The organism is Olsenella urininfantis (genome assembly GCF_900155635.1).
Lineage (GTDB): Bacteria > Actinomycetota > Coriobacteriia > Coriobacteriales > Atopobiaceae > Olsenella_G > Olsenella_G urininfantis.
In genome coordinates, this window is record NZ_LT732540.1 from 46,056 (window position 1) to 71,028 (window position 24,973).

Annotated in this window: 21 protein-coding genes; 14 read left to right on the plus strand and 7 right to left on the minus strand. The window is 60.1% G+C overall.

The genetic code is table 11. The features are described from left to right. Positions 1–103: 103 nt before the first annotated feature. The 8 genes from bcp to ychF all read left to right on the plus strand — a co-directional run bounded on the left by bcp (position 104) and on the right by ychF (position 8,163). Positions 104–565 (plus strand): thioredoxin-dependent thiol peroxidase, encoded by a 462-nt coding sequence (bcp, locus tag CZ375_RS00260; RefSeq protein ID WP_077598691.1) that lies wholly within the window; start codon positions 104–106, stop codon positions 563–565. Between the two features lie 79 nt (positions 566–644). Then, positions 645–1,286, plus strand: coding sequence for a deoxyribose-phosphate aldolase (deoC, locus tag CZ375_RS00265; RefSeq protein ID WP_077597351.1), 642 nt, complete (start codon positions 645–647; stop codon positions 1,284–1,286). A gap of 341 nt (positions 1,287–1,627) precedes the next feature. After that, complete coding sequence (locus CZ375_RS00270; RefSeq protein WP_077597352.1) at positions 1,628–2,830, plus strand: phosphopentomutase; 1,203 nt, start codon at positions 1,628–1,630, stop codon at positions 2,828–2,830. Next, positions 2,823–3,545 carry a purine-nucleoside phosphorylase gene (deoD, locus tag CZ375_RS00275; protein ID WP_077597353.1) on the plus strand — a complete coding sequence of 241 codons (723 nt, stop codon included), beginning with the start codon at positions 2,823–2,825 and terminating at the stop codon, positions 3,543–3,545. Before CZ375_RS00270 ends, deoD begins: the two co-directional genes overlap by 8 nt. Positions 3,546–3,587: 42 nt before the next feature. Further along, positions 3,588–4,031 carry a cytidine deaminase gene (locus CZ375_RS00280; protein ID WP_077597354.1) on the plus strand — a complete coding sequence of 148 codons (444 nt, stop codon included), beginning with the start codon at positions 3,588–3,590 and terminating at the stop codon, positions 4,029–4,031. After that, positions 4,031–5,362, plus strand: coding sequence for a pyrimidine-nucleoside phosphorylase (locus CZ375_RS00285; protein WP_200799657.1), 1,332 nt, complete (start codon positions 4,031–4,033; stop codon positions 5,360–5,362). The genes CZ375_RS00280 and CZ375_RS00285 overlap by 1 nt, the downstream gene beginning before the upstream one ends. A gap of 426 nt (positions 5,363–5,788) precedes the next feature. Next, positions 5,789–7,075 (plus strand): 4Fe-4S binding protein, encoded by a 1,287-nt coding sequence (locus tag CZ375_RS00290; protein ID WP_077597355.1) that lies wholly within the window; start codon positions 5,789–5,791, stop codon positions 7,073–7,075. 23 nt (positions 7,076–7,098) lie between these two features. Continuing rightward, positions 7,099–8,163, plus strand: coding sequence for a redox-regulated ATPase YchF (gene ychF, locus CZ375_RS00295; RefSeq protein ID WP_077597356.1), 1,065 nt, complete (start codon positions 7,099–7,101; stop codon positions 8,161–8,163). Between the two features lie 86 nt (positions 8,164–8,249). On the opposite strand, the gene CZ375_RS00300 is transcribed toward ychF, so the two are convergent. Further along, a complete protein-coding gene (locus CZ375_RS00300) occupies positions 8,250–9,758 on the minus strand; it encodes an LCP family protein (RefSeq protein WP_077597357.1) in 1,509 nt (502 codons plus the stop codon). A gap of 326 nt (positions 9,759–10,084) precedes the next feature. Here CZ375_RS00300 and guaA point away from each other — a divergent pair, with 326 nt between their 5' ends. After that, the gene (guaA, locus tag CZ375_RS00305; protein ID WP_077597358.1) at positions 10,085–11,677 is read left to right on the plus strand and encodes a glutamine-hydrolyzing GMP synthase; all 1,593 of its coding nucleotides are present in this window, start codon (positions 10,085–10,087) and stop codon (positions 11,675–11,677) included. Between the two features lie 205 nt (positions 11,678–11,882). Here the strand turns inward: guaA and abc-f are convergent, their stop codons facing one another. Further along, entirely contained in the window at positions 11,883–13,352 is a 1,470-nt protein-coding gene (gene abc-f, locus CZ375_RS00310; protein WP_005987409.1) for a ribosomal protection-like ABC-F family protein, read from the minus strand. A 261-nt stretch (positions 13,353–13,613) separates the two neighbouring features. Further along, a complete protein-coding gene (locus CZ375_RS00315; protein ID WP_005987410.1) occupies positions 13,614–14,900 on the minus strand; it encodes an MFS transporter in 1,287 nt (428 codons plus the stop codon). An 837-nt stretch (positions 14,901–15,737) separates the two neighbouring features. On the opposite strand from CZ375_RS00315, the gene CZ375_RS08080 reads away from it, so the two are divergent. After that, complete coding sequence (locus tag CZ375_RS08080) at positions 15,738–15,905, plus strand: hypothetical protein (protein WP_157966984.1); 168 nt, start codon at positions 15,738–15,740, stop codon at positions 15,903–15,905. A gap of 1,493 nt (positions 15,906–17,398) precedes the next feature. After that, positions 17,399–19,318, plus strand: a complete 1,920-nt coding sequence (gene tet, locus CZ375_RS00325; protein WP_077597359.1) for a TetM/TetW/TetO/TetS family tetracycline resistance ribosomal protection protein — start codon at positions 17,399–17,401, stop codon at positions 19,316–19,318. Between the two features lie 691 nt (positions 19,319–20,009). On the opposite strand, the gene CZ375_RS00330 is transcribed toward tet, so the two are convergent. Next, positions 20,010–20,435: a helix-turn-helix domain-containing protein gene (locus CZ375_RS00330; RefSeq protein ID WP_234966761.1), complete on the minus strand. Its 426-nt coding sequence runs from the start codon at positions 20,433–20,435 to the stop codon at positions 20,010–20,012. Between the two features lie 147 nt (positions 20,436–20,582). On the opposite strand from CZ375_RS00330, the gene CZ375_RS00335 reads away from it, so the two are divergent. The 3 genes from CZ375_RS00335 to CZ375_RS00345 are packed head-to-tail and all read left to right on the plus strand — an operon-like array spanning position 20,583 to position 22,221. Beyond that, positions 20,583–20,789: a hypothetical protein gene (locus CZ375_RS00335; protein WP_077597361.1), complete on the plus strand. Its 207-nt coding sequence runs from the start codon at positions 20,583–20,585 to the stop codon at positions 20,787–20,789. Beyond that, positions 20,779–21,852, plus strand: a complete 1,074-nt coding sequence (locus CZ375_RS00340) for a site-specific integrase (RefSeq protein ID WP_077597362.1) — start codon at positions 20,779–20,781, stop codon at positions 21,850–21,852. Before CZ375_RS00335 ends, CZ375_RS00340 begins: the two co-directional genes overlap by 11 nt. After that, positions 21,853–22,221: a plasmid mobilization protein gene (locus CZ375_RS00345; RefSeq protein WP_077597363.1), complete on the plus strand. Its 369-nt coding sequence runs from the start codon at positions 21,853–21,855 to the stop codon at positions 22,219–22,221. Between the two features lie 503 nt (positions 22,222–22,724). Here the strand turns inward: CZ375_RS00345 and CZ375_RS00350 are convergent. The 3 genes from CZ375_RS00350 to CZ375_RS00360 all read right to left on the minus strand — a co-directional run bounded on the left by CZ375_RS00350 (position 22,725) and on the right by CZ375_RS00360 (position 24,954). Further along, a complete protein-coding gene (locus CZ375_RS00350; protein ID WP_077597364.1) occupies positions 22,725–22,967 on the minus strand; it encodes an ATP-binding protein in 243 nt (80 codons plus the stop codon). A 69-nt stretch (positions 22,968–23,036) separates the two neighbouring features. Further along, positions 23,037–24,191: an AAA family ATPase gene (locus tag CZ375_RS00355; RefSeq protein ID WP_077597365.1), complete on the minus strand. Its 1,155-nt coding sequence runs from the start codon at positions 24,189–24,191 to the stop codon at positions 23,037–23,039. Next, positions 24,184–24,954 carry a DUF6414 family protein gene (locus CZ375_RS00360; protein WP_077597366.1) on the minus strand — a complete coding sequence of 257 codons (771 nt, stop codon included), beginning with the start codon at positions 24,952–24,954 and terminating at the stop codon, positions 24,184–24,186. Before CZ375_RS00360 ends, CZ375_RS00355 begins: the two co-directional genes overlap by 8 nt. Positions 24,955–24,973 lie beyond the last annotated feature (19 nt).

Sequence of the window (24,973 nt, forward strand, 5' to 3'; positions counted from 1 at the left end):
CCTCGGGTGGGGCGCTCTTCTTGCGTGGGGGCAGGGCATGTGGCGCCTTGGGTATGCTTGCCCCAAGGGAAAGGCCGTGACCGCTCTCAGAGAGAAGGAAATCATGCTGGAAATTGGCACGCAGGCACCGGACTTCGAGCTCCTGGACCAGGATGGCGTGGCGCGCAGGCTGAGTGACTACCGCGGCACGAGGGTGGTCCTCTACTTCTATCCCAAGGACAACACGGCGGGCTGCACCAGGCAGGCCTGCGGCTTTGCCGAGCTGCATCCCCAGTTCACGCAGAAGGGTGCTGTCGTGCTGGGGGTCTCCAAAGACAGCGTCGCCTCGCACAAGAGGTTCCAGGAGAAGCTCGGCCTGCCCTTCACGCTGCTCTCGGACCCCGATCACGAGGTGATCGAGGCATATGGGGCATGGCAGGAGAAAAAGAACTACGGCAAGACCTACATGGGCATCGTCAGGTCAACCTTCCTCATAGACGAGAACGGCATGGTCTTGCGTGCCAGCGAGAGGGTCAAGGCGCAGGACAACCCGCAGGACGAGCTTGACGCGCTGGGCGCGCTATAGTTGATGGGAATCTGCCATAAGGCGCCGCGATGCCGAGGCCGTTGGCCAGGCCTCTCGCGGCATGAAAGAGGAGGATCGCATGGAGCTCAACGCACGCATCGACCATACCAACCTCAAGCAGGACGCCACCGAGGCAGACCTTGCCAAGCTCTGCGACGAGGCCGCCGAGCACGGCTTTGCCACCGTGTCCATCAACGGCTGCTGGACGGCATTTGCGGTTGAGCGTCTCGAGGGCACGGGCGTGGGCGTGACCACCTGCATCGGCTTCCCCCTGGGTGCCGGCGCCACCGCTGGCAAAGCTGGGGAGGCGAGGCAGGCGGTTCTCGATGGCACCACCGAGATCGACATGGTCATAAACGTGGGAAAGCTCATCGATGGTGACGACGATTACGTCATCAACGACATCTCCGAGGTGGTCAAGGCCGCAGAGGGGCATCCCGTGAAGGTCATCCTGGAGTGCTGCCTGCTGGACGACGAGCAGATCGTGCGCGCGTGTCAGGACTGCCTGAAGGCCGGCGCGGCCTTCGTCAAGACCAGCACGGGCTTCAGCACCGGTGGCGCCACCCTGCACGACGTCGCGCTGATGCGCCAGACCGTGGGCGATGCCTGCAAGATCAAGGCGGCGGGTGGCATCCACAACAAGCAGGAGGCCCTGGCCATGGTTGAGGCTGGCGCCGACCGCCTGGGCACCAGCGCGAGCATCGCCATCGTCGAGGGGTAGGGGGCGAAGTCCCTCCGCTCGGCTTGGTGGAGCATCACGCCGCCAGCCTGCGCGCCTGCCTGCCGGAACCCGCTCCGGTGGGTGGGCGCGCTCTCCCCGGGCTGATTTTGCACGATAGTCAGCCGTTTTTGGCACATCTCGGAAAAACGCTCGACTATCGTGCGTCCTCCCCCTGGGAGACGTGCGGTCCGCGAGGAGCGCGGGGCGCAGCGAGAGATGCGGGACGCACGACCGCTCGCGATGGCAGGGGACCCATTGGCAACCAGCGCCGCCCCCTCTCGCGTCACGGGGGGCTGGTTGTGGCACAAAGTCTACAACGGCCATCCAACGTGAGGTGAAACATGGGAAAGCGTGTGTTCCTGCTTGTCCTGGACAGCTTCGGCATCGGAGAGGCGCCTGATGCGGCCAGGTACGGTGACGAGGGAAGCAACACCCTCTGCGCCTGTGCCACAAGTCCCTCCTTCTCCATGGATAACATGCGCGAGCTGGGCCTTTTCAATATCGACGGCGCCCTGGACTCGGCATACGAGACAGACCTGACCCCCGCTCCCTCCCCAAGGGGCGCCTTCGCCCGCCTCCAGGAGGCGTCTGTGGGCAAGGACACCACCGCTGGGCACTGGGAGATGGCAGGCGTCATATCCCCGGAAGGATTTCCCACCTATCCCGACGGCTTTCCTAGCGAGGTCATCGAGGAGTTTGAGCTCAAGACTGGTCGCAGGGTCCTCTGCAACAGGCCCTACTCCGGCACGGACGCCATCCGCGACTTCGGCGACGAGATGGTCGAGACGGGCGCGCTCATCGTCTACACCTCGGCGGACAGCGTGTTCCAGATTGCCGCGCATGAGGACGTCGTCCCCTGTGAGCAGCTCTATGAGTACTGCCGCATCGCGCGATCAATCCTGACGGGCGAGCATGGCGTGGGCCGCGTCATTGCGCGTCCCTTCGTGGGGGAGAGCGGCAGCTACGCACGCACCTCCCACCGCCACGACTTCTCGCTCGAGCCAACGGGCACCACCATGCTCGACCGCCTGAGCGAGGAGGGCAAGGACGTTGTCTCCGTGGGCAAGGTCTATGACATCTTCGCCCACCGCGGCATCGGCGAGTCCATTCCCACCTCCTGCAACGCCGAGGGAATCGATCGCACCATCGAGCTTCTCGACCGTGACTTCGAGGGACTGTGCTTCACCAACCTCGTCGACACGGACATGATCTACGGCCACCGCAACGATGTGGACGGATATGCGGCCGCGCTGTCCTATTTTGACGGCCACGTTCCCGCCATCCTCTCCAGGCTGCGGGACGAAGACCTGTTCATGGTGGTGGCGGACCACGGCTGCGACCCTGTGACGCCGTCCACCGACCACTCCCGCGAGTACGTGCCCTGGGTCATCGCCGGTCCGCGCGTGAGGCCCGGCGTGAACCTGGGAACGCGCCCCACCTTCGCTGACGTCTCGGCAACCATTCTCGAGTACCTTGGCGCCAGCCCGCTCGGGGTGGGCGTCTCACATGCGGGTGAGATCCTTGAGGAGGAAACCCATGCCTAAGCTACCCACGCCTCACAACGCCGCCGTCGAGGGGCAGATTGCCGAGCTCGTGCTCATGCCCGGTGACCCCCTGCGTGCCCAGCACATCGCCGAGAACTACCTTCAGGACGTCGAGCGCTTCAGTGCCGTACGCAACATGTTCGGCTTCACGGGAAGCTACCAGGGGCATCGCGTCTCGGTCATGGGCAGCGGGATGGGCATGCCTTCCATGGGCATCTACTCCTACGAGCTCTTCAACCTCTATGGGGTGGAGTCCATCGTCCGCATTGGCAGTGCCGGCGGAATCGGCGAGGGCCTCAAGCTGCACGACCTGGTCGTCGCGCAGGGCGCCTGCACCGACTCCAACTACGCCAGCCAGTTCGGGCTGCCGGGGACCTTCGCCCCCATCGCGGACTTCGGCCTGCTGACGCGTGCGGTGAGCGCCGCCGAGCGTCTGGGCGTCCCCGTGCGCGTGGGCAACGTCCTCTCGTCCGACGTCTTCTACAACGCGGACGAGTCGGCGGCCCAGCGCTGGGCAAGCATGGGCGTCCTTGCGCTTGAGATGGAGTCCGCGGCCCTCTACATGAACGCCGCGCGTGCGCACAAGAAGGCCCTGGCGCTCCTCTCCATTTCCGACCTGGTGTTCACGGGCGAGGAGATCTCGGCGGAAGACCGCCAGACGAGCTTCACCCAGATGATGGAGGTTGCCCTCTCGCTTGCCCTGGACGAGGGCTAGACCACGAGGGTTGACGAGAAGGCCTCGGGCAGGAGGTATGGCATGACCGACATTGACCTGGTGGGGGAGGCCATCGCCGCCCGCGAGGGAGCCTACGCCCCCTACTCCCGCTTCGCCGTCGGGGCCGCGCTGCTCGACTCCACGGGCAAGGTCTGGCATGGCTGCAACATAGAGAACGCGGCCTACACACCCGGAAACTGCGCGGAGCGCACGGCCTTCTTCAAGGCGGTGAGCGAGGGGGTGTTCAGCTTCGAGGCCATCGCCGTGGTGGGAGGTCCGGTTGGCGAGCCCATAGGTGACTGGTGCGCCCCCTGCGGCGTGTGCCGGCAGGTGATGCGCGAGTTCTGCGACCCCAGGCGCTTCCGCGTCGTGCTCGCCAACAGCCCCACGGTCACGAGGGGCTTTCTGCTGGAGGACCTTCTGCCGATGAGCTTCGGGCCCGAGGACCTCTCCTCGCCGGCGCAGTCCGCGGAGGCGGGTGCCTGATGAGGATGTACGACATCATCGAGCGCAAGCGCAATGGCGGCGAGCTGACCGACGAGGAGATTGGCTTCTTCGTTGACGGGTACGTCTCGGGGGAGATTCCCGACTATCAGGCCTCCGCCCTCTGCATGGCCATCTACTACCAGGGCATGAGCGCGCGAGAGACCGCCAGCCTCACCATGGACATGGTCCGCTCGGGAGACGTGGTGGACCTCTCGGCCATTTCCGGCGTAAAGGTGGACAAGCACTCGACGGGAGGGGTGGGAGACAAGACCTCGCTGGTGGTTGCTCCAATCGTCGCTTCCTGCGGCGTGCGCATGGCCAAGATGAGCGGCCGCGGCCTGGGGCACACCGGGGGCACGCTGGACAAGCTCGAGTCCGTTCCCGGTCTTAGTACCGCCATCGACCGCGAACGCTTCGAGCGGATCGTGAGCACGGTGGGCGTGGCCATCGTCGGGCAGACAGGAAACCTCGTGCCCGCGGACAAGAAGCTCTACGCCCTGCGCGACGTCACCGCGACCGTGGACAGCCTTCCCCTCATCGCCTCCAGCATCATGAGCAAGAAGATTGCCGCAGGGTCGGACAAGATCCTGCTGGACGTGAAGTGCGGCAGCGGCGCCTTCATGAAGACGGTGGACGACGCGGTGGCTCTTGCCCAGTCCATGGTATCCATCGGAGAGCACGTGGGCAGGACCACCGTTGCCCTCATCACCGACATGGACCGCCCCCTAGGCAGGTGCATCGGAAACGCCCTCGAGCTGGCCGAGGCGGTGGCGACCCTTCGGGGGGAAGGGCCACGGGACCTCGCGGACATCTGCGTGGAGCTGGCAGGCAACCTGCTCTGCCTGGCAGGAAAGGGTGGGCTGGACGCCTGCCGCGGCATGGCGCACGAGCAGATGGTCAACGGCGAGGCCCTCGCCAAGCTCAAGGAGATGCTTGTGGCGCAGGGCGGAGACGTCTCAGTTCTGGAGGGCGGCTGCGAGCGGCTCGTTGAGCCGCGCCTCTCACGGCAGGTGCGTGCCACCTCGGACGGATTCGTCTTTGCCATGGACACCGAGCGTTGCGGCATCGCATCAGTGGCGCTGGGGGCGGGACGTGCCACCAAGGACGACCTCATCGACTACTCCGCCGGCATGGTCCTTGCCAGGAAGACGGGTGACAGCCTGCACGAGGGGGACCTTCTCGCCACGCTCTACGCCGCCGACGAGGCCCTGTTGGACGAGGGCGAGCGCATCTTCCGTGACGCCCTGGACATCAGGGGTGAGCGTCCTGCGGGCGCGCCCCTCTTCCACGCGAGGGTGTCCCGCGACGGCGTGGAGCGGACGGACAAGTAGGAAGCCCTTGGGCGCGGCGGCACACCTGTCGTGCCCTCTTGCGGCTCTTGGGGAGGATCATACGCTGGCGCTGGCTATCTCCCTGCCTTGCCCACCTGCGGCCGGGTTCTAGGTGGGTAGAAGCGACGATTTTGCTGGCTGTGAGGAAAACCATGCGCGTTCGCCCACCAATGCCGGGTCTGGGGGTGGGCAAACGCGCAGATCGGCAAGCCGAGAAGCCCAAGCGGGCATGTCTGCCCACCTGGCACGCTGTTTGCGATGGGCAGACATGCCCCCTCGTGCGCCAATGGTGTCGAGGCGGTCGTATGCACCCGCCCCTGGCGAGCCTGCGCCACCGCCCGCGAACATCCGGAGATTCATGCGTCCTGCGTGCTAGAATGTCTGTTCGCCTGATGCGTGCCCACGCGTTTGCAGGGGGAGGAAGCCGTGGCCGAGAAGCGCGATTTCATAGATGACCTCATCGACATCCAGCAGGACTGGGCCAAGGTCTCGAATCCTCTGGGCAACCTGACCAGCACGCTTGCTGCCGACCCTGGCAGCATCAAGGCCTTCGACCCCTCCGAGTACAAGGAGAGGCCGCGGGCAAACTCCATATTCTGCCTGCGCGTTGCCTCCAACGGCAACTCGGACAGGGCGGAGCGGACCTGCAGCCGCTGCCTGGACATCTGTCCCGTGGACGCCATAGAGATCCACGGCTCAAGCGTCAAGATATCGGACGATTGCCGCAAGTGCGGCCTCTGCACCATGGTCTGCCCCACCGAGGTCTTCGTGGCTCAGAAGCTCATGGCAAAGAGCCTCTACGACAAGATCGTCCGCGTGGCCAGCTCCCACGAGCAGTGCTATGTCACCTGCACCAGGGCGTTGGGGCGCGTTCCCAGGGACAACGAGGTGGTCCTGCCCTGCGTGGGAACCATGCCCAAGGAGCTGTGGTTCTCCCTCATCGCCGACTATGACAACATCAGCGTCTACCTGCCGCTGGGCATCTGCGACCGTTGCCGCACCACCACCGGCGAGGAGGCCTACGCGGAGCAGATCTCCTGCGCGGAGGAGTGGTCCCAGCGGTCCGTGGGCCTTGAGGTGGACGAGAGGGACCTCAACCACGAGCAGTCGCGCGCATACAAGCGTGGCCAGTTCATGGGCAACATGGCCCGCGCGGGACAAGCCGCCTTCGCGGCGACAAACCCTGCGCTTGCGGGGGCCCAGGCCATAGCCAAGAAGATCCAGGCCCACTCGACGCAGGTCTACGAGATGCAGCGGGCCCTGGAGCGCGCCGTGGGCGACAAGACCTCCGGCAACCACAGGCGCATCCTCACCCAGAAGCGCAAGTCCGTGCTGACCATGCTCCAGGGCCATCCCGCCCTGGCCGGTCGCATGCGCCTGGAGACGCCCGTCTGCGACCTGACACGCTGCACCATGTGCGGTGACTGCGTCAAGGCCTGCCCCGTGCATGCCTGCGAGCTTGACCCCCATGGTCACTTCCAGGTTGAGCCTGCGTACTGTCTCAACTGCGGCGCCTGTGTGACCATCTGCCCCGAGGACGCCTTGCGCATGAGGCTCTGCGATCCCAGCGAGCTGGTGGTGCGCGATGAGGAGGCCGAGAGGCGCAAGCGCGAGGTGGAGAGGCAGCGCGCCCAGGTAAGGAGGGCAAAGGAAGCCGGCAAGAAGCAGCTGGGCCGAGCGCTGGACGCCATCGAGCGTCTGGGAGAAGACTAAGCTACACCCTAGGAGATGAGAACGTGGCACTTTCCATTGGCATCGTAGGCCTGCCCAACGTGGGCAAGTCCACCCTGTTCACCGCCCTCACCAAGAAGGGCGGCCTGGCGGCAAACTACCCCTTCGCCACCATCGACCCCAACGTGGGTATCGTGGACGTGCCAGACCAGCGCCTGCAAAGGCTGGCAGACCTGGTGCACCCGGCACGCGTGGTGCCGGCCACGGTCGAGTTCGTGGACATTGCCGGCCTGGTCAAGGGCGCGAATGCGGGAGAGGGCCTGGGCAACCAGTTCCTGGCCAACATCCGAAACTGCGATGCCATCTGCGAGGTGGTGCGCTTCTTCTCGGACCCAGACGTGGTCCACGTGGACGGCCGCGTTGACCCGGCCGCGGACGCCGACACCATCCAGACGGAGCTCATCCTGGCAGACCTCGGCTCCCTTGAGAGGTCGATTCCCAAGCTGGAGAAGGAGGCCAGGCGCGACAAGGAGATGCAGCCTCGCCTGAACGTGGCAAGGCGCCTGCAGGAGTGGCTGAACGAGGGGCATCGCGCGGCGGAGCTCGATATGGACGAGGACGAGCGCAGGGCCGCCCACGACCTCTTCCTGCTCACCATGAAGCCCATGCTCTACGTTGCCAACGTGGACGAGGACGAGGTGGGCGACACCCCCCAGGACATCAACGGCGTGACGCCCATCCCCATCTGTGCCGAGGTCGAGGCGGAGCTTGCCGAGCTGGACGCGGGCGAGGCCTCGGAGTACCTGGAGTCCCTGGGCCTCGAGCGCAGCGGCCTGGAGGCTCTCGCCCAGGCGGCCTACCACCTGCTCGGCCTGCAGAGCTACTTCACGGCGGGCGAGAAGGAGGTCAAGGCCTGGACGGTGCGCATCGGCGCAAAGGCTCCGGAGGCCGCCGGCGTGATCCACTCCGACTTCGAGCGCGGCTTCATCAAGGCCAAGACCATCAGCTTCGACGACTACGTGAGCCTGGGCGGCGAGGCAGGGGCGCGCGAGGCGGGCAGGCTGCGCATGGAGGGCAAGGACTACGTGGTGCAAGACGGTGACGTGATGGAGTTCATGTTCAACGTGTAGCCCACCGTACGGACATCGCACAAGAGGGGCGGCCCCGGTTGCAACCGGGGCCGCCCCTCTTGTGGAATCCTCGTCAGCCAGGGTGGCTACTTGGCCCAGCTCGACCCAATGACCACCACAACGTCCACGCCGGTGCTCCAGCTGCCGTCGTTGGCAACAGGCTCGGAGCTCAGCCCCAGGTCCTCTATCACGCCCGCGGCCTTCCCCCGAGCGCCCTCGTTGTAGACCACCAGGGTGTCAGTCCGTGCGTCGGCATTGTCCGCCATGGCCGAGAAGCCTGCCTTCTCGAGCCTGTTGGAGACCTGGGAGGCAATGCCCTGGATGCCGGCTCCGTTGAGCACCAGCACCGACCCGCTGTGCTCGGCCTTGACCTCGCCAGACCCATCGGTGCCGTTCGTCGCGCTGTCGCCCGTGCTCTGTCCCACGGAGCCGGCGACTCCGGAGGTGAAGTCCTGGTCGGTGTCGGTGTAGGGCGGCAGGCCCTTGTCCACGCGGCCCATGATCTCCTTCCAGCGAGCGGTGTCGCAGAACTCGTACCAGACCTCGTCTCTCAGCTGCGAGATGGTGGGGCACTGGCCGGAGTAGATGTCCTTGTCCACGTCCATGCCCAGGAAGCGCGTGGCAAGCCCGGCAATGCTGGAGACGTCCATGTCCGTGGTCACGTAACCTGCCAGGGTGGACACGGTGCCCGCCAGCGTGAGGGGGTTGCTCGACATGATCTTCTTGATCACCGCCCCAATGAGCATGCGCTGGTTGGCGGCCCGGTAGAAGTCGCCGCCGCCGTAGTTGTCATAGGCGTGGCGAGAGCGGCCCAGCAGGGCGGCCGTCTGGCCGTCCAGGGTCTGCTCGCCCGCGGGGAGGTCGAGGCCCGTGTAGTAGGGGTCCTTCACCTCGACGGGGAGGTTCACGGTCACGCCTCCCAGCTGGTCAACGATGGCCGCGAAGCCGTCCATGTCCACCTCGGCGTAGTGCGAGATGGGCACGCCCGCAAACTTGGATACCACCTGCGTGGCGTAGGCGGCGCCACCGAACGAGTAGGCAGAGTTGATCTTGGCGGAGCCGTTCTCGCCCATGTCCACGTAGGTGTCGCGGGGGATGGAGATGAGGGTGACCTTCTTTTTGCCCGGGTCAACGCGTGCAAGGATGATGGTGTCGGTGCGGTAGGCGCTGAAGTCGCTGCCGTAATCCGCGCTCTCCGTGCGCTCGCCGTCCTTGTCCGTGCCCAGAAGCAGCATGTAGAACGGGTCGTTGTCCTGGGTGTCCGTGAGCACGTTGAGCAGGCTCTGGTCAACGTGCTTGGTGATCTTGCCGTTGATGTGGGCAATGTAGGCCACTGCGGCAACCGCACAGGAGACCAGCAGGAGCAGGAAGGTGACCAGAAGGCCCTTGAGCACGCGCTTGCGGCGCTTCTTCTTGCGCAGGCTCGAATAGTGCGCGCCTGCGTTCTTGCGCGAGAGCTCCTGCGCCTCGGGGGTGGTCACGCCAGACCATGACCGTCCTCCCGCATCATAGCGGCTGCTCTTGTGATATGCGCTTTGGGACCGCAGGGCGAACTCCTCCTGGCTCATAGCGTCGTGCCTGCTATGGGTTGTCATAAAGCTTCCCCAATCACGTCAAGTGCCGACCGTGCGCTCCGGCCGCGCGCGTACTGCGCCTGATGGCTTGTCCTCGCCGGTCTCTCGGCTCGCGCGTCCCCGTGAGGGGGGGTGCGCGAGCTGAGAGGCCGGCCACTTAACCCTCTCATAATAAACGCAGGTACAGACGGACGCCATAAGTACATAAACCCCTGGCTGACGCCCGTCTGCCGGCCGCTGTGTGCGGCTCTTGTTCCATGCCTCCTGCCCTGCAGCAATACGCTCAACATGGCATTATGTAGGATGAAAATCGGCTTTCCATATGCCCCCAGGAAAGGGATGTACTTATGCAGAACCCAAGGCCCCAGCAGCTCGTTGCCGTTCTCGACTTTGGTGCGCAGTACGGCCAGCTCATCGCCCGTCGCGTGCGCGACCTCAACGTGTACTCGGAGCTCGTGCCCTGCGACATCACGGTGGACGAGCTCAAGGAGCTGGCTCCGGCGGCCGTGATCCTCTCGGGCGGTCCCGCCTCCGTGTACGCGGAGGACGCGCCGGGCATCGACGCGGGCATCCTGGAGATGGGCGTTCCCGTGCTGGGCTTCTGCTACGGGCAGCAGATCATGGCGGTCACCCTTGGTGGCGAGGTGGGCCACACCGAGAAGGGCGAGTACGGCCCTGCGACCCTCGTGCGCGAGGGCGACTCCCGCATCCTGGGCAAGACGCCCGTGGAGGGGCAGACCGTGTGGATGAGCCACCGCGACGCTGTCTCGCGCGTGCCGGAGGGCTTCAGGGTCACCGCGCACACCGAGACCTGTCCCGTCGCGGCCATGGAGTGCGCCGAGAGGAACCTCTACGCCACGCAGTTCCACCCCGAGGTGCGCCACAGCGAGTATGGCAAGACCATGCTGGAGAGCTTCCTCTTCGACGTGTGCGGCCTGGAGCGCAACTGGACGATGGACAACATCGTCGAGCAGAAGGTGGCGGAGATCCGCGAGACGGTGGGGGAGCGCAAGGTGATCCTGGCGCTTTCCGGCGGCGTTGACTCCTCCGTGGTGGCGGCGCTGGTGCACCGTGCCATCGGTGACCAGCTGACCTGCGTCTTCGTGAACCATGGCCTGCTGCGCAAGGGCGAGCCCGAGATGGTGGAGCAGGTGTTCCGCACGCAGTTCAACGTGCCGCTGGTGCACGTGCACGCCGAGGAGCGCTACGCCAGGCTGCTGGCCGGCGTCACCGAGCCCGAGCAGAAGAGGCGCCTCATCGGCACCGAGTTCTGGAAGGTCTTCTTCGAGGAGGCCCAGAAGATCGGTGACGTTGAGATGCTGGCGCAGGGCACCATCTACCCGGACATCATCGAGAGCGGCGCGCGCAAGACGGGCGGCAAGGCCAGCACCATCAAGAGCCACCACAACCTGATCCCCTTCCCCGAGGGCGTGCACTTCGACCTGATCGAGCCCCTGGACCACTTCTTCAAGGACGAGGTGCGCGAGCTGGGCGTGAGCCTGGGGCTTCCCTCTAGCATGGTGTACAGGCAGCCGTTTCCCGGCCCTGGCCTGGCCATCCGCATCATCGGCGACGTGACGCCGGAGAAGCTGGACATCCTGCGCGAGGCGGACGCCATCGTGCGCGAGGAGCTGGACGCCTATAACGCAAGGCTCTTCGAGGAGACGGGCGAGAGGAATGGCGAGCACAGCTGCTGGCAGTATTTTGCCGTGCTGCCCGACATAAAGAGCGTGGGCGTGATGGGCGACGAGAGGACGTATGCGCGCCCGGTGATCGTGCGCGCCGTGGAGAGCAGCGACGCCATGACCGCGGACTGGGCGAAGCTGCCCTACGAGGTGCTGGGCAAGATCAGCAGCCGCATCGTGGGCGAGGTGGCTGGCGTGAACCGCGTGGTGTACGACGTTACGCCCAAGCCGCCTGCGACGATTGAGTGGGAGTAGGCCGATAGGGTTCTGACCTGCGATTTTGAGTGCCGCACTGTGCCGCTGAGTTTCGTTTCGTACGAGAGTCATGACAAAGCCACCAGCGACGGAGATGAGTAAAAGCGATTAAAGAGCCTCCGTTCCCTGCGTTGGGACGGAGGCTCTTTCTTTGCCGTTTTACTCCCTTGTCTCCGTTCGGGGATTATTTCTTGCTCATTTAGGGCTATTCGCGCTGAAAGATTTTGACTAGCTTGGTGTCCTTTATTTCGTAGACAATGTCTGCGACGTTCTCGACCAGCCTCTTATCGTGGGAGACGAACACTATCGTTCCGGCATAGGCGCTCATCATCTGCTCGAGGGCTTCGGCGCTCTTGATGTCCAGGTAATTTCCAGGCTCGTCCATGAGCAAGATGTTGTATCTGCCCAGCAGCATCTTCGCGAGTAGCAGCTTGATGACTTCGCCTCCCGAGAGAACGCCAACGTCCTTTGTCAGGTCGCGCGGTCCGATTCCCATAGAGGCGAGGATGCCTCGAATTTCGGTCATGCTGTACTCGCAACCATCCTGCATGAACGAGATCGCAGACTGACGGGCGTCGAACTTGTAGCCTGTTTGCTCGAAGTAACCGATCTCTGCCTTGGGAGAGATGTTGATACCGTCGGCGCGTCGAGCGATTGCCTTCAGCAGGCTGGTCTTTCCTGTACCGTTGCCACCGGTGATGGCCACTTTGGCACCGAGCGGTATCTCGAATTTCGCGTGGTCATAGAGCATGCAGTTGCCGAAGCTCAAGCTGAAATCGTCTGCCGAGATGGGAAATTTACTATGCAGTTCCAGGGCCTTGCTCTGGCGGAACCGCACGGCGCGAATGCTATCTGGGGCCTCAATCCCTTCGAGCGCTTCGAGGCGCTTCTCCATGTCCTTAGCCGCCTGGTACATCCTCTTCTGTTTGGTGCCGGTTGCTTTCTGATGCCCCAATCGACCTGCATACTCGTTGCTTTTTTTCGCAGCCTTCCGCTTGGCGTCGACCTGCCGTGCTTTTTTCCGTTGTTTTTCGATGGCGGCTTCGAGGCGATCGCGCTCGCGCATCGCCTCTTCGTATCGAGTCGCCTGAGCTTTGCGCTCTTCTTCTTTCTGTCGCAGATAGTCGGAGTAGTCACCCCAGAATTCGGAAATACCGCCGTCTTTGAGCTCCCAGATCTTGTCTACCACCTGGTCGAGAAAATGACGGTCATGGCTCACGATGAGCAGAGCCCCATCAAATGCCTTGAGTTGTCCGACGAGAAGGCGGATGCCGTCTTGGTCGAGGTGGCTCGTAGGCTCGTCGGCGAAGATCGCGCTTGCATGCTGGGAGAGTGCAGAGGCAATCTTGGCGCGTGTTTCCTCCCCGCCGCTCATCGTCTCCTGCGCCACTCCGGCGACGTTGAGACGGGAGAGCATCTCACCACTGTCCTGAGCCGCATCAAGGTCGAGTTCATCGAGTTGGCCGATGAGGGCAATGCTGCCGAAGCGCCTGACGTCGGCGTCCGCAATGGTAAGATTGCCGCTCAGAATTTTAAGCAGGCTGGTTTTGCCTGCGCCATTGTCTCCCACCAAGCCGATGCGATCGTAGGAGTAGATTTCCAACTCTTCGATATCTAGGATATCGCGGCCGGCATATTCCAAAAAGATGTCTTTAGCTTTGACTATGAGTTCCATAGGTTGAACCGCCTTTTGTGTATTAGCGTTTTACTGGAAGCGCAGCCATGCCAAAAAAGATTGCTCACGTCGATTTTTCGCCTTTGCCCAATTGCCGGCGCGAGCGTTTTGACCTTGCGCAAGCCGGCAAATCCGAAAATGATAGTTGGCGACGAATAAGGAGCGCGATGCGGAATGTCGGTGCAATACCTCGTCGTCGCAAGGGCTTGAAGGCTGACGCTTGAACCGATGGCTGCTGCCTCTTTTTTTCGAATACTTGGGCTATTGAATCTGCCCGGTATCTCTTTTCCCCGCGTTTCGGACGCTCGGAGCAAGCAGCATAGCCATCGCAAGCAGTACCATGGTCGCTCCAGAGCCGACGAACCATAACGGAGCTCCAAGCAGATCCGCAAAAACGGAGGGGGCTGCGAGGCCCATGGGCATGGCCCACGCCATGATGGTTCCGTAGAGGCCGAAAACGCGGCCTAGGTACTCAGGAGGTATCTGCTCCTGCATAAGGGCAGTCTGGGTTCCCGCGTACAACGGGGAGCATGCGCCCATAAGAAAGCTCACCGGCAGGAAAGCAGCGAACAATGACGGGCCGAGCGATCCGGATACGATTGCGGCAATGCCGAAGCCGGCAATCGCGGCGACCATGGTGAACGACCTATTGCGGAACCCTCCCGTGGCCGCCAAAATGCCGGACCCAGCCAGCATGCCTGCAGAAAAAAGGATTTCCACCAAAGCGGCATCCCCCGTGCTACCGCCAAAATGCCCCAAGGTCATTATTGGGAACAATGCCGCGAGCGGAGAGAACGCGAAAGCGAAGACGAACCCGCACCAAAGAAGGGCGAACAGCCCCCTGTACTCCCTAATCAGCTTGTAGCCGTCCGAAATCTCAGAGAAGAGCTCTCGAACCTTATTGGAAAAGGACAAGCTGCGGTCGGCTTCATCGAGGCCCCCTGCGTCTATCTGTGCGGCGAGGACGGCTAAAGAAGCGAAAAGCGCTCCCAGCACGTCGAGGACAATCATAGCGGTAATGCCCGCCACGGGATAAATCACTGCTGCAAGCGCGGCGCCAAGAATGTATCCGCCGGACTGAATCGCCTGAGTCACCCCCGATAGGCGAACGAGATGCTCTGGCGGGGCGAGATGGGGCGTGAGAGATTGGGAGGCTGGCGTGTAGAACGAAGTACCAACTGCACGGAGAAACAGGGCGATGAGAATTAGCCATGCAGGTAAGCTGCCGGCCAACGAGGCAATCGCCAAGGCGGCACCCACCGCGGCAATGAAGAGGTCGGCGCCGATGAGGACACGTTTCAAAGGCAGTCTGTCGACAACGGCGCCCGCAAGGATTCCGAACAAAGCAATCGGCAGAAAGCCTGCCAGCGATGCTAAGGAGAGGAGAGAAGACGACCCTGTCGTGAGGGCGAGATGCCAAATAAGACCCATTTGGAGAATCGAACTCGTCAATGTCGAAACGAGCTCCCCGCCCCATACGAAACAAAGCTTGAATTGCCATGAATGGCACAGCAGAACAGACCTGCCCCGAGAGGTTTCAAATATCATGGTTATGTCCAATCGTGAAATGGCGTGCAGAAAAACAGCGCGACGCCACAACAGCGCCGCTTTCTAGGCGCTCATCCACGTGCGGAAAAGACCAACCACGACACCCCTCCTTTGTTAATTCGGTCTGGCAAACCATGTAATATTAACGAGGCTTGAGTTTGCCTGTCAAGAATCGAGCATCGGTAAGGGCAATCCTCTCTGGCCATTCGATTCCTTTTGTATCTTTGGTTGCATAGGTGACCCGCCAGGGCTATTACGCGTGGAAGAGGCGCCTGCCGAGCTGGCCGATGAGGCGCTGAAGATGGCCCTGGTCAGGCGAAACGATCCCAAGGGATGCGTACATCATTCGGATAGTAAGAATGTTGCCAGCAGGTTTTGCGGCAACCGCAAAGGAGCCGTATCCTGCAGCTGGAATCACGTTGCAGCATCCTGACCCGCATTCCGATTGGCGGACGGCCCGCTTCGGCATCCTGACCAGCACAGCGATCGAGCCTTGTCATTCCTTGGATATGCCGGTTGCTCGGGGCGGTCCCGACGGAGGCCCTCGCCTCCCCGGTCCGTGACCCAAGAAGGGCAAGCATGCTGATCTGCATGGCTGGTTCCTCCTTTATGTAGACGACCATGCAAAGAAGGGACAACCGAGGAGGCAGGTTACTGATGCGGGCTCCCGCACGCCCATGACTACCCGACGGGCTGTTTTTCATCTCCGATGCCCGCATTGCAGCATGAACGAATGTGCCTCGACATCTCTGCTGGCATGGTACGACTGGGATCGCACCTCGACGCATCCTTGCGCATACTGCCTTCCAAGTTTCGAAACCGGGAAGGAAAGTGTATGTGAGCGACGATATCGGCGCCGATTCGACGCTCGAGAGGGAGATTGCGCCGATTCTATCCATCGGGGATGCATTCCCGAAGATTCTCATCACTCGCACGAGGCATGAGCCCCATACCCGGGAGGGCGTGCTCGTGCTGAATTTCGCGAGGTGGCTGCTTGGCGGGTAGGGTTCTGAACGTCGCATTGGGATATCGCGCGACAGGGCACGCAGGGCTGTTTGTGCCCGCACGGGAAACGCCGTCGCCATGCGGGCGGCCTGTCGTGTCCGATTAGCCTTTTGCTAAACAGGCTTACGCCAACTCATGGGCAAGCCACCTGAGACTATTCACTTTGCTTATCGTTGACAAAGACCTGTGGCCTGCGGTTTTGTGAACGGCTCGTAAGCCACCCGCGTCGACTCACTTACTGTTGAAGCTGGTGGTTTGCAGGCTCAAAGGCGGTTGAGTTTCAAAACGGGCGTTTTTCGGCGATATCGAGCCTCCAAAGGCGGCTCTCCGTGCCCCTTGGGACAAAAATAAAAACTCAATACTCTGAGTTTGAAAATGGTTTTTGAAGTTGTCCCAGCTTTTGTCCCCGAAGCCGATGAAACGCGACGTCGCGTCATTCAGCGGCACTCACTTCGAGATGCCGCCGAAAACTGGGTGCAACTGGAGTGACGAGACGGCAAAACTATAACCACCGAGTGGGAGTAGGCTGACAGGGTTCTGACCTGCATCTTTGAGTGCCGCACTGTGCTGCTGAGTTTCGTTTCGTACGAGAGCCACGGCAAAGCCGCCAGCGACATTGGTGAGTAAAACCGATTATCGAGCCTCCGTTTCCATGTTGGGACGGAGGCTTTTTCTTTGCCTTTTTACTCCCTTTCACCTGCGATTTCGCCATTTACTCCCCGTATTTCAAGACGGCAAGGCACGGGGCGGTATTCGGAGGAATGGGAGTAAGGATTCATCCCGAGTGAGTAGACGCGCGCTTTTTGTCCCCGAGGGCAAAACGGGACCGTCTCGTGGCCTGTGAAACTCAAATCGAACTCAATGGGCGTTTTTGCGGTCTCCGTACGGCGTTACCCCAGGTGGCTAATGGGGAGTAAAGAATCTTTCCGTCTCAATGAAAACGGGAGTAATCAGGGGAAATGCCGCGGCGTACTACCGCGTGCCGCCGTGTAAGCCACTGCGTCATTTACTCCCCGGGTGCGTCGAAAATGCCTTTGCATGCAATGGGGAGTAAAAACTCAGCATACGCAGGTGCGAGCGGAGCTCACCGCCTAGCCTGGCGTCCTGATTCGGTTGCGATAATCACCAAAAATGGAGGGTGTTCCAGTGAATGCCCTCCAGTTTTATTTGGGGAATCGGGTAAAATAATTTCTTGTTTTTTAGAGCGCACTATGATATACTGTTATTATCCTGATTTGAGGAGTCTACCAAATATGCGGCAAGGTATTCTTAAATAAAATTTGATAATGGGCGCAAAAATGCTTGCCCCTTGCAGGGGCTTGGTTTTTGTACCCAATTTAAGAATACTTTTGCCTTTTAAGCAAATATCGTGACGGACAGCGGCTCATGTAAGCCGTCATACTTCTGTGTGTCCGAAGTCATGATCCCCAGCGGTAAAAGTATTAGCCGCTGGGGATTTTTGCGCCCATTTGGGCCTTGTATGGAGGATAGACATGAATATAATCAATATCGGGATTCTTGCCCATGTAGACGCCGGCAAGACGACACTGACTGAAAGCCTGCTGTATGCCAGCGGAGCCATTTCAGAACCGGGGAGCGTCGAAAAAGGGACAACGAGGACGGACACCATGCTGTTGGAGCGGCAGCGTGGGATTACCATTCAAGCGGCAGTCACTTCCTTCCTGTGGCGCAGATGTAAAGTCAACATAGTGGATACGCCCGGCCACATGGATTTTTTGGCGGAGGTGTACCGCTCTTTGGCCGTTTTAGATGGGGCTATCTTGGTGATCTCCGCTAAAGATGGTGTGCAGGCCCAGACCCGTATTCTGTTCTATGCCCTGCGGAAAATGGACATTCCCACCGTTATCTTTATCAATAAGATCGACCAGGCTGGCGTTGATTTGCAGGGTGTGTATCAGTCTGTTCGGGATAAGCTCTCCGCCGATATTATCATCAAGCAGACGGTGTCGCTGTCCCCGGAAATAGTCCTGGATGAAAATACCGACATAGAAGCATGGGATGCGGTCATCGAAAATAACGATGAATTATTGGAAAAATATATCGCAGGAGAACCAATCAGCCGGGAAGAACTTGCGCAGGAGGAACAGCGGCGGGTTCAAGACGCCTCCCTGTTCCCGGTCTATCACGGCAGCGCCAAAAAGGGCCTTGGCATTCAACCGTTGATGGATGCGGTGACAGGGCTGTTCCAACCGATTGGGGAACAGGGGAGCGCCGCCCTATGCGGCAACGTTTTCAAGGTGGAGTATACAGATTGTGACCAGCGGCTTATCTATCTGCGGCTATACAGCGGAACGCTGCGCCTGCGGGATACGGTGGCCCTGGCCGGGAGAGAAAAGCTGAAAATCACAGAGATGCGTATTCCATCCAAAGGGGAGATTGTTCGGACAGACACCGCCCACAAGGGCGAAATTGTCATCCTTCCCAGCGACAGCGTGGGATTAAACGACGTATTAGGGGACAACACCCGGCTTCCTCGTGAAAGGTGGTGCGATGCCCCCCTCCCCATGCTGCGGACGGCGATCACGCCGAAAACGGCAGCGCAAAGAGAACGGCTGCTGGACGCTCTTACGCAAATTGCGGATACTGACCCGCTTTTGCGCTACGAGGTGGATTCCATCACCCATGAGATCATTCTTTCTTTTTTGGGCCGGGTGCAGTTGGAGGTTGTTTCCGCTTTGCTGGCAGAAAAGTACAAGATTGAAACAGCGGTGAAGGAACCCACCGTCATTTATATGGAGCGGCCGCTCAAAGCAGCCAGCCACACTATCCATATTGAGGTGCCGCCCAACCCGTTTTGGGCATCCATCGGACTGTCTGTTACGCCGCTCCCGCTTGGCTCCGGTGTACAATACGAGAGCCGGGTTTCCCTGGGATACTTGAACCAGAGTTTTCAAAACGCTGTCATGGATGGTATCCGTTACGGGCTGGAACAAGGCTTGTGCGGCTGGAACGTAACGGACTGTAAGATTTGCTTTGAATACGGGCTTTATTATAGCCCGGTCAGCACGCCGGCGGATTTTCGCTCATTGGCCCCGATTGTATTGGAACAGGCATTGAAGAAATCAGGAACGCAGTTGCTGGAACCTTATCTCTCGTTCACCCTCTATGCGCCCCAGGAATACCTTTCCAGGGCTTATCACGATGCGCCAAAATACTGTGCCGCTATCGAAACGGCCCAGGTAAAAAAGGATGAAGTTGTCTTTACTGGCGAGATTCCCGCCCGCTATATACAGGCATACCGTACTGATCTGGCCTTTTACACCAACGGGCGGAGCGTATGTCTTACAGAACTGAAAGGGTATCAGGCCGCTGTCGGCGAGCCGGTCATCCAGCCCCGCCGTCCAAACAGCCGCCTGGACAAGGTGCGCCATATGTTCAGTAAGATTGCTTGATACACCACAGCAAAGAAGGTTACAGAATTATGTAGAGCTCCACATAATTCTGTTGCATTTTCCAGCCTCTTGTGATACTATTTTGATACTAAGAAAATTGACAGCCGAAAATAGCAGGTAAAATATTAGCAAATTTGCGAATATTTTACCTGTAAATTCAAGAGAAATACTTCCTCATATACTTGAATTTGTCGAGTGGGAATAATCCGAGGTCAGAATTCTAAAGCCGCCTGCAACCATTCACTGCAACGCATGGCGACGCACTGCGTTTCAACGGTTGCCACGCCCCTTGCTACAAACGGGAATAGCAATCCCGAATCAGCCCCCGAAACCACTTGGAATCGAGGGCTGTTTGCGCTGGTGGATGACCGGTTTTGATTCGTGGTTACTCTATAAAGTGAGGGGCATTGGCCCGATTTGGCGCTACCTGGAGGTTTCCGTTCACCACGGAGGTCCGCCAAGCCGCCCGCAACAACTCCCGAGCGCGAAAACGCGAACATCCGCCTGATTCGAATCAAACCCGAATCACGGTGCTCCCAGAAGGCCCGAAATCGCAAAACCGCAGGTAAAGCTGGGGGAATAACAAACCGAGAATTCACGTTGAAATACGCCGGAACGAACCCTGCGAGGACGTGAAAAAGCGGCCTGGAAGCCGCTTTTCTGATTCGCAATTATTCCCCGAGTGGTTTGGTCAGACGCCGAATTCGGCCTTCCACGACTCGTATTCCGCCGGGGTGATTTCGCCCGATTTTTCCGAATCAAGAACGTCCTTCCACGCCTTGATCGCGGCGGCAAGTTTTGGCGACTTCTCCGCTTCGGCGTCGAAGCCCAGCACCATCGTCCCGTCGACCTCCATCGGAACGAGCCCGAGCTCCTCATTGAGCCTGAACAACAACTCCAGAGCCTGCCTGCTCGATTCCAAGGGCACTTCCCTCAGCGCCTCGGGCGAGATTGCCAGAGCGGAGGCGATGGCCTGAATCTGGGGCTCTCCGGGCGTCCTGTTGCACAGCTCGTAGTTGCGGATGGCGGAGTCGGTCTGCCCGCACGCGGCTGCGAGCTGCCTCTGCGTCATCCTGCGCATCTTCCTGTACTTCTTTATGAGCTCCCCGGTCTTCAACTTGCCCTCCACGTCTGCCTCGGCACGAACCATCTTGGACCGCGTGGAAACTATAGCACGAAATTGAACGGTATGTATTGACCGTTCGGAAGTGAACGATTACCATGCAATTGCAAAACCGTTCAATAACGAACGCTAGGAGGAAACATGGCAAAGCAGGAACCGCGCCTTCTCGGGGCGGCCGAGGTCGCCGACAGGCTCGGCGTCTGCCGCACGAAGGCGTACGGGATCATCCGTGAGCTCAACGACGAGATGGCCGCGCGCGGTTGCAGGGTGATTTCCGGCCGCGTGAGCAACGAGATCTTCGAGGAGACGTTCTTCAGGCGTAAGGGAGGGTCGAGACATGACCGTTAAGCAGTCCAGGAACGGCACCTGGTTCACGCAGTTCCGGTGCAAGGACAAGTTCGGCGAGGAAGTGCACAAGTGCAAGCGCGGTTTCGGCACTGCGGAGGAAGCCCAGGCCTGGGAGGACGACTTCATCGCCTCCGCCGGGTGCACGATGGCGATGACGTTCGAGGAGTTCTACGAAGTGTACGAGGCCGACGTTCGGCCGCGCCTGCGCGAGCACACATGGCGCAACAAGGACTACCTGGTCAGGTCGAAGATCATGCCCTTCTTCAGGAACTACCGCATGAGCGAGATCCAGGGCATCGACATCATCCGCTGGCAAAACGACCTCATGAAGGGCAGCAACAACAACGGGCAGGGATACGCGCCCACGTACCTGCGCACCGTGAACAACCAGCTCTCCGCCATCCTCAACCACGCCGCACGATATTACGGGCTCCATCCCAACCCCGCGGTGCACACCATGAAGATGGGCGGCAAGGAAACGTCCGAAATGCAGTTCTGGACCAAGGAGGAGTACCTGGAGTTCGCCGACGAGATGATGGAGAAGCCGCGCGAGTTCCTGATGTTCGAGATCCTCTACTGGACCGGGATCCGCGAGGGAGAGATGCTCGCGCTCATGCCATCGGCCTTCAACCTGCAGCGCGGGACCATGCTCATCGACAAGTCCTACCAGCGCTTCGACGGCCGGGACGTATTCACGGACCCGAAGACGCCCAAGTCGATCCGCACCATCAAGCTCTCGAGGTTCCTGGTCGAGGAGGTCGCCGACTACCTCGAGCGCCACCCTGATATCGGGCCCGGCGACCGCATGTTCCCGGTCACCAAGTACCAGATATCGCGCGCGATGAAGAACGGCTGCAAGAAGAGCGGGGTCAAGAGGATCCGCGTGCACGACCTGCGCCACAGCCACGTGAGCCTGCTCATCGACAAGGGCTTCACCGCCCTCGCTATCGCCGAGCGCATGGGTCACGAGGCGACCGACATCACGTTCCGCTACGCCCACCTGTTCCCCACGGTGCAGGATGACATGGCGAACGCGCTCGACGACGAGAGAGGAGGGTTCTAGGTGCCCTGCCCCAACTACCGCAGGAAGCGGACCATCTCAAAGGCGTTCCGCGTGAGCCGCGAGGAGAGCGAGCGAATAGAGCTCCTGGCGAGGGCCGCCGGCGTCACACAGCAGGAGTACATCATGGCCAAGATCGAGGACAGGGAGTTCACCGTGGTGCCCGACATCCGCACCTACAAGATGCTCCGCGAATCAATGCGCCAGGTCTACCAGGAGCTCTGCCGTCTGCGCGACTGCTCGGCCATGGACAAGCGCCTCATCGCGAAGATAGAGCTGCTGAGCGACCTTTTCGTCGGCATCGCCGGTGACGTGGAACGCGGCGAGCTGGAGAAGGAAGACAGCCTGATCGCGGATATGCAACGAGGGTAAACATTGAGAGGCCAATACAACCCGCGATGTCGCATCAGTGAGCAATGGTCTTGACCTCGTCGGAGTCGCCCCCGTGTTGGGTAGCTCGATACTGCCGGATGCCCCGTCTCAAGGTGAGTAGAGACGAACAATGCCCACACCTTTATCGGTACAGGCATTGTCGACATGCGTCACAAAGTGGCGGGCACGCGCCCTGCATGTGATTTGAATCGCAGGGTGGCTACGCCAGACGGTACCTCCTCGACCTGGTGACACTCCCCGTAACGACGTGCCCCGACGCAATTAGCTCTCCCAAAAGCTCGTTGATCCCCGTCCTTCCCAGCCCAATGGAGTCTGTGATGACAGTCGAGCTCAGGGGGCTTTACGGACGAGTTCAAGACTCTCACGATCTCCGCCTTCACCTCTCGAGCTCGTTTCGACCAGTCGAAACACCGGACACGTACGTCAGCAGTATAGTGAGGGTCGTGCGATTCGGACCAAAGGCCACCTCGTAGCTCGGCTTCTCATAGCCTGTCAAGGCCCAACCCCGCGATGATCTTGTCCATGCCGCCGCCGGCACGCTCGCCAATCTCAATCTTCGCGAGCATCTTCATCATGGTCTCATTGCGAGGATCGGAGTTGCTGGGCTTCATGGCCTCGGAGACGGGTATGCGGAATTCGCCGGGGCTGGCTATGATGATGGCGTAGTCGTCCCATGCGATGCGCGGCACCGCCCTGGACCCGTCGCGACCCCGAGCGGCTTTCATCTAAAGCTGGTTGCCCTCCTTGAATGCCTTGAGTTCGTCGAGGTTCAACATAAAAGTCCTCCGCCTGCGCTATGCCATGGCAGATTCGCTTTCACCTGATTCAGCAAGTAGCTTGTCGGTCAGTCTGCCGAACACGGCACGGTCGATTTTCGTCTTCATGATGCGCATGTTGTCATACTTCTCTGCATTGTCTTGGAACCACGTCTCGATGTCGCTTGAGTCGATATCGTCCTTGTCGTTCTGGTCGAGGCTTTCGTAAACCTCTCTGAAGTGCCTGCTGGCTATCTCCCGCTTTGCCTCCACGGGGAGATCATCAAAGGCGATACAAGCGCCGATACGTGAGTACATCGCAGCGCCTAGCTCGCGACGAATTTCAGCCTCAGTCCCGAAGTTCGACGTAAGGATGAATATCCCTCCGGGCATGTGAACCTCATAGTTCGTGTCAACGAACACACCCTCGTCAAACAGCTGGTAAAACGCGTTGTAGAGTGAGTTGCTGACCTTGTCGAACTCGTCTAGGAGCACGACGTTGGACTCCCTTCCGAGAAGGTCCCTTGCGAAGCTTCCCTTGGAATGCTCGGCACCGAAAAGGTACTCGTACGCCTCCGTCGTCTGCATCATTGAGATCTGAACCCTTGTCATCTTGCCACCGAGAGCCTCGCTGAAGCATTTCGCACTTTCGGTCTTTCCGACGCCTGACGGCCCGTAGAACATCAACACGACCGGACGGTCTCCACTCATGACGCTGAGCCTATACAGCGACAGGGCGATCTCCCGCTTACAATCAAGCTGGCCAAGTATCCCTTCTTCCATCGCTTCATAGATCGATTTGACTGAAGGCTTGTCGATTTCTCGATACGTCGTTGCCCGAGCCTCTATCGCTTCTGGGAACGCCGACTCAAGCGATGCCCTTACGCGCTTCGGTGCATTCTGAATGAAAAGGTTGCGCACGTTGTACGATTGCGTCACGATTGCCGCGAAGTTCGATATCACATGGTCAACAACTGAGCCGAAGTCGGCTGCCCTGACGATACCGTTGTCGGCGTCGGGCTTATCCTCAAGGCTGTAGTCGTTGGTCGCATAGTCGTTTGACCTGACCCGATAGTTGTATTTCCTTATGAGTGTGAGGAACTCGACAGTATCGTCCCTCTTGTCGATACTTTCATTCAGAAGCTTCTGGAAGTCGGCGTCGCACCCGTCGAATAGGACGACTCTCTCAACCATGTGACCTCACCCCGGCAAGAAGAACGTCGTACACCTTGAGCTTCTCAGAGTTAAGGCCATTGTCATAAACAGGTCCTGCAGGCTCGTAGTCTGGGTTGCTAGTCGTTATCGTATGCGCTACGTTCAACTCGTTGCTCACGTCGAGTTCTTCAAGAGTGCAGATTCCGACTTCGGCAGCATAGATGGTCAGGTCCATGCGCAGCAGGTCGGTGACCTTGTAGTTGTTCTTGAACGATTGCCTGTTGAAGCGAAAAACGACCCGTTCTTTTTCAGCTGAACCGAGGAACTCGAAATACCCCTTGGCGTCTTTGATTGTCGAGTCTAGCTTGTCGAGGGCAAGATTGAAGTCGCCAGCGGGAATGTTGCCGCCTCGCAGCATGGCAAGGTAAGGCGTCATGAGAGCATAGCTGGCAAGCGAGTTGTCGATTGCCTCCACGGAAAACCCCTCAAAGAGCCTGATGTCCTCGCGCGAGTCCGTAGCTCCGAGGAAATCGGTCAAAACGGTGTTGCTAATTATGCTTTTTGCGACGGCGCTCGTATTGAAAGACACGCTGGCGGCACCTGATGCTTCTGCCGAAATGTCGATGCCCGTCAGTATCTCCAAGAGCTTTGTCTTCAGACTGGCTTTCGCATCGGCATTGCCCTGAAGCGCGCCATCCCGCTCGCTTGTCTTCTCTTTCACGGTGGTGGCATCGCCGCCGTTAACCATCTGGATGTAATCAGTAGCAGATCCCTCATCAAAGCAAACGATCTTGGCGAACATGAGGCTATTCTTTTCTCTT

Excerpts from the sequence above, each read along its gene's own strand:
- bcp (WP_077598691.1), top strand. The coding sequence starts at position 104 with ATGCTGGAAATTGGCACGCAGGCACCGGACTTCGAGCTCCTGGACCAG.
- deoC (WP_077597351.1), top strand. The coding sequence starts at position 645 with ATGGAGCTCAACGCACGCATCGACCATACCAACCTCAAGCAGGACGCC.
- CZ375_RS00270 (WP_077597352.1), top strand. The coding sequence starts at position 1,628 with ATGGGAAAGCGTGTGTTCCTGCTTGTCCTGGACAGCTTCGGCATCGGA.
- deoD (WP_077597353.1), top strand. The coding sequence starts at position 2,823 with ATGCCTAAGCTACCCACGCCTCACAACGCCGCCGTCGAGGGGCAGATT.
- CZ375_RS00280 (WP_077597354.1), top strand. The coding sequence starts at position 3,588 with ATGACCGACATTGACCTGGTGGGGGAGGCCATCGCCGCCCGCGAGGGA.
- CZ375_RS00285 (WP_200799657.1), top strand. The coding sequence starts at position 4,031 with ATGAGGATGTACGACATCATCGAGCGCAAGCGCAATGGCGGCGAGCTG.
- CZ375_RS00300 (WP_077597357.1), bottom strand. The coding sequence starts at position 9,758 with ATGACAACCCATAGCAGGCACGACGCTATGAGCCAGGAGGAGTTCGCC.
- guaA (WP_077597358.1), top strand. The coding sequence starts at position 10,085 with ATGCAGAACCCAAGGCCCCAGCAGCTCGTTGCCGTTCTCGACTTTGGT.
- abc-f (WP_005987409.1), bottom strand. The coding sequence starts at position 13,352 with ATGGAACTCATAGTCAAAGCTAAAGACATCTTTTTGGAATATGCCGGC.
- CZ375_RS00315 (WP_005987410.1), bottom strand. The coding sequence starts at position 14,900 with ATGATATTTGAAACCTCTCGGGGCAGGTCTGTTCTGCTGTGCCATTCA.
- tet (WP_077597359.1), top strand. The coding sequence starts at position 17,399 with ATGAATATAATCAATATCGGGATTCTTGCCCATGTAGACGCCGGCAAG.
- CZ375_RS00335 (WP_077597361.1), top strand. The coding sequence starts at position 20,583 with ATGGCAAAGCAGGAACCGCGCCTTCTCGGGGCGGCCGAGGTCGCCGAC.
- CZ375_RS00340 (WP_077597362.1), top strand. The coding sequence starts at position 20,779 with ATGACCGTTAAGCAGTCCAGGAACGGCACCTGGTTCACGCAGTTCCGG.
- CZ375_RS00350 (WP_077597364.1), bottom strand. The coding sequence starts at position 22,967 with ATGAAAGCCGCTCGGGGTCGCGACGGGTCCAGGGCGGTGCCGCGCATC.
- CZ375_RS00355 (WP_077597365.1), bottom strand. The coding sequence starts at position 24,191 with ATGGTTGAGAGAGTCGTCCTATTCGACGGGTGCGACGCCGACTTCCAG.
- CZ375_RS00360 (WP_077597366.1), bottom strand. The coding sequence starts at position 24,954 with ATGTTCGCCAAGATCGTTTGCTTTGATGAGGGATCTGCTACTGATTAC.